1 protein-coding gene and 2 pseudogenes are annotated in these 3,264 nt (G+C 76.3%); 1 reads left to right on the top strand and 2 read right to left on the bottom strand.

All coding sequences use genetic code 11. From position 1 onward, the window contains the following. A pseudogene (locus tag CKO13_RS13135) lies at positions 1-89 on the top strand (phosphoribosylformylglycinamidine synthase subunit PurQ); the annotation flags it as partial. On the opposite strand, the pseudogene purL reads toward CKO13_RS13135, so the two are convergent. Then, positions 89-2,920 (bottom strand): annotated as a pseudogene (gene purL / locus CKO13_RS11365) (phosphoribosylformylglycinamidine synthase); the annotation flags it as partial. The pseudogenes CKO13_RS13135 and purL overlap by 1 nt on opposite strands. A gap of 4 nt (positions 2,921-2,924) precedes the next feature. Beyond that, positions 2,925-3,264, bottom strand: a 340-nt coding sequence (bamC, locus tag CKO13_RS11370; protein ID WP_200261104.1) for an outer membrane protein assembly factor BamC, incomplete at its 5' end; no start/stop codon positions are given.

The following is a 3,264-nucleotide window of genomic DNA, read 5'->3' on the forward strand; positions in this document are numbered from 1 at the left end:
CCACCGGCGCCCGGCCGCGGGTGGCGATCCTGCGCGAGCAGGGGGTCAACGGCCACGCCGAGATGGCCGCCGCCTTCCACGCCGCCGGCAGCTGCAGGACGAGGCCCGGCTCCTCGCTGTAGGCGGCCGCCAGGTGGGGGTCCACCCCGTCGGGGCCGCCGCCGGCCAGGCCGGCGAGGTCGGCATCGAGCCCGCAGCGGCCGGCGAAGGCCATCTCGCAGAGGGTCACCAGCAGGCCGCCGTCGGAGCGGTCGTGGCAGGCGAGGACCTGCCCCGCCGCGAGCAGCTCCTGGACGGCGTCGAAGGCCCAGCGCAGGGCCCGCGGCTCGTCGAGGTCGGCGGGCGCCTCGCCGAGCTGGCCGTAGACCTGCGCCAGGGCCGAGCCGCCGAGGCGGTTGCGCTCGCCGCTGAGGGTCACGGCGACCAGCTCCGTGCCCGGCGCCTCGGGGCGCAGCTGCGGGGTTGCGGCCCGGCGGGCGTCGGTCACCGGGGCGAAGGCGGAGACCACCAGCGAGACCGGCGCCGTCACCGCGCGCTGCGCGCCGTCCTCGCCCGCCCAGACGGTGCGCATGGAGAGCGAGTCCTTGCCCACCGGGATGGCGACGCCGAGCTCGGGGCAGAGCTCGCGGCCGACGGCGGCCACCGTGTCGTAGAGCGCGGCGTCCTCGCCCTCCTTGCCGCAGGCGGCCATCCAGTTGGCGGAGAGGTTCACCGCCCGCAGCCGCCCCACCGGCGCCGCGGCGAGGTTGGTCAGCGCCTCGGCCACCGCCAGCCGCCCCGAGGCCGGGGCGTCGAGCAGCGCTACCGTCGGGCGCTCGCCGACGGCCATGGCCTCGCCGGTGTAGCCGCGGTAGTCGCTGAGGGTCACGGCGCAGTCGGCGACGGGCACCTGCCAGGGGCCGACCATCTGGTCGCGGGCCACCTGGCCGGTCACCGTGCGGTCGCCGATGGTGATCAGGAACGCCTTGGAGGCTACCGCCGGCAGGCGCAGGAGCCGCTCCAGGGCCTGGTCCACGCCGACGCCGTCGAGGCGCAGCGGCTCGCGGGCCGGCCGGCGCCGGCGCACGTCGCGCAGCATCTTCGGCGGCTTGCCCAGGAGCAGCTCCATGGGCAGGTCCACCGGGGTGTTGTCGAAGTAGCCGTCGCCGACGACGAGCTCGCGCTCCTCGGTGGTCTCGCCGACCACGGCGTAGGGGCAGCGCTCCCGGGCGCAGAGGGCCTCGAACTCGGCGAGCCGCGCGGCGTCGACGGCGAGGACGTAGCGCTCCTGGGACTCGTTGCACCAGATCTCCAGCGGCGACATGCCGGGGTCGTCGATGGGCACGGTGCGCAGCTCCACCTGGCCGCCGCGGTCGGCGTCGTCGAGGATCTCGGGGATGGCGTTGGACAGCCCGCCGGCGCCGACGTCGTGGATGGAGCGGATGGGGTTGGCCTCGCCGCGCGCCGTGCAGGCGTCGAGCACGGCCTGGGCGCGGCGCTGCATCTCCGGGTTGTCGCGCTGCACCGAGGCGAAGTCGAGGGCCTCGTCGCTGCGGCCGCTGGCCACCGACGAGGCGGCCCCGCCGCCGAGGCCGATGAGCAGCGCCGGGCCGCCGAGGACCACCACGGGGGTGCCCACCGGCAGCGTCGCCTTCTCGACGTGGGGCTCGCGGATGTTGCCCATGCCGCCGGCGATCATGATCGGCTTGTGGTAGCCGCGGGTCTCGGTGCCGCCGCCGGGCGCCGGCGCCTCGAGCTCGAGGGTGCGGAAGTAGCCGGCGAGCGCCGGGCGGCCGAACTCGTTGTTGTAGCCGGCCGCCCCGAGCGGGCCCTGGCGCATGATCGCCAGCGGCGAGGCGAGCCGCGCCGGGCGCAACTCCGGGCCCTCCCAGGGCTGCTCGAAGCCGGGGATGCGCAGGTTGGAGACCGAGAAGCCGGTCATCCCCGCCTTGGAGCCGCCGCCGCGGCCGGTGGCGGCCTCGTCGCGGATCTCGCCGCCGGCGCCGGTGGCGGCCCCGGCGAAGGGCTCGATGGCCGTGGGGTGGTTGTGGGTCTCCACCTTCATGACCAGGTGGGCCGGCTCGGCGTGCTCGCGGTAGACGCCGTCGGCCCCGGCGAGCAGCCGGCGGGCCTCGGCGCCGGCGATGACGGCGGCGTTGTCCCGGTAGGCCGAGAGCACCCCCTCGGGGCGGGCCTCGTGGGAGCGGCGGATCATGGCGAACAGCGACTCGGCCTGCGCCTCGCCGTCGATCACCCAGTCGGCGTTGAAGATCTTGTGCCGGCAGTGCTCGGAGTTCGCCTGGGCGAACATCATGAGCTCGACGTCGGTGGGGTTGCGGCCGAGGTCGGCGTAGCTGTCCTCGAGGTAGTCGATCTCGTCGGCGGCGAGGGCCAGGCCCAGCTCGCCGTCGGCGGCCACCAGGGCCTCGCGGCCGCCGCCGAGCAGGTCGATCTCGGCGACGGGCGCCGGGTGGCGGTCCTGGAAGAGGAGCTCGGCGTCCTCGGGGTCCTCGAGGAGGACCTCGGTCAGGGGGTCGTGGAGCCCGCGGCGGACCCGCTCCAGGGCCTCGGGGCCGAGCTCGCCGCGGGCGGTGACCCGGTAGAGGGTGCCGCGCTCGATGCGCTCGATGTCGGCGAGCCCGCAGTTGTGGGCGATGTCCGTCGCCTTGCTCGACCACGGCGAGACCGTCCCCGGGCGCGGCACGGCCAGCAGCGTGTAGGCCACGCCCGGGGCCGCCTCGGGGGCGGGGTAGTCGGGCCCGTAGTCGAGCAGCCGCTCGAGGAGCGCCCGGTGCTCGGCGCCGAGGGTGCAGGCGGTGGCGACGAAGTGGACGTGCTCGGCGTCCACCGCCTGCACCGCCGGGGCGGCGGTGCGGAGCGCCTCCCGGAGCTTGGCCAGGCGGAAGGGGGAGAGGGCGCGCTTGCCGGGGAATCGAAGCATGGGCCTAGTAGAGCTGCGGGTCGAGCAGGGTCAGCAGGCGGCGGGCGATTGGCGCCGGGGCCGGCTCGCCGCTGCGCTCGCGGACGGCGACGCGGACGCCGTCGCCGCCCTGCGCCAGGGTGATGCGAAAGCGCCGCGGCGCGGTGTCGATCCGCTCGGCCCCGCCGAGCCAGCGCGCGAGCAGGCCCGGCTGCTCGATCTGCTCGTCGGCGTGGGGGGCGTAGCGGATCGTGTAGCGCCGCGCCTCGCGCTCGCGCTCGAGCACCGTGAAGCCGAGCCGGTCCAGGGCCGCCCCGGTGCGCTGCCAGGCGCGCTCGAGGGGCATCTCGAGGCGCAGGTAGGGG

This window comes from Halorhodospira neutriphila (genome assembly GCF_016584055.1).
GTDB classification, from domain to species: domain Bacteria; phylum Pseudomonadota; class Gammaproteobacteria; order Nitrococcales; family Halorhodospiraceae; genus Halorhodospira; species Halorhodospira neutriphila.